This is a genomic window from Psychromonas marina, assembly GCF_030161115.1.
Taxonomy (GTDB): domain Bacteria; phylum Pseudomonadota; class Gammaproteobacteria; order Enterobacterales; family Psychromonadaceae; genus Psychromonas; species Psychromonas marina.
In genome coordinates, this window is sequence record NZ_BSPQ01000039.1 from 1 (window position 1) to 657 (window position 657).

The 657-nt window shown below is 53.0% G+C and carries 1 rRNA gene; it reads left to right on the forward strand.

Annotated elements, in window-relative coordinates:
- A 23S ribosomal RNA gene (locus QQK09_RS19295) occupies positions 1–657 on the forward strand; the annotation flags it as partial.

The window sequence follows — 657 nt, forward strand, 5'->3', positions numbered from 1 at the left end:
TCGGGGTTTGGGACACTGTTTGGTGGGTAGTTTGACTGGGGCGGTCTCCTCCCAAAGAGTAACGGAGGAGTACGAAGGTTGGCTAATCACGGTCGGACATCGTGAGGTTAGTACAATGGTATAAGCCAGCTTAACTGCGAGACAGACACGTCGAGCAGGTACGAAAGTAGGTCATAGTGATCCGGTGGTTCTGAATGGAAGGGCCATCGCTCAACGGATAAAAGGTACTCCGGGGATAACAGGCTGATACCGCCCAAGAGTTCATATCGACGGCGGTGTTTGGCACCTCGATGTCGGCTCATCACATCCTGGGGCTGAAGTCGGTCCCAAGGGTATGGCTGTTCGCCATTTAAAGTGGTACGCGAGCTGGGTTTAGAACGTCGTGAGACAGTTCGGTCCCTATCTGCCGTGGGCGTTTGAGAATTGAGAGGAGCTGCTCCTAGTACGAGAGGACCGGAGTGGACGAACCGCTGGTGTTCGGGTTGTATCGCCAGATGCATTGCCCGGTAGCTACGTTCGGAATCGATAACCGCTGAAAGCATCTAAGCGGGAAGCGAGCCTCGAGATGAGTTCTCACTGGAACTTTAAGTTCCCTAAAGGGCCGTTGGAGACTACAACGTTGATAGGCAAGGTGTGTAAGTGCAGTAATGTATTGAG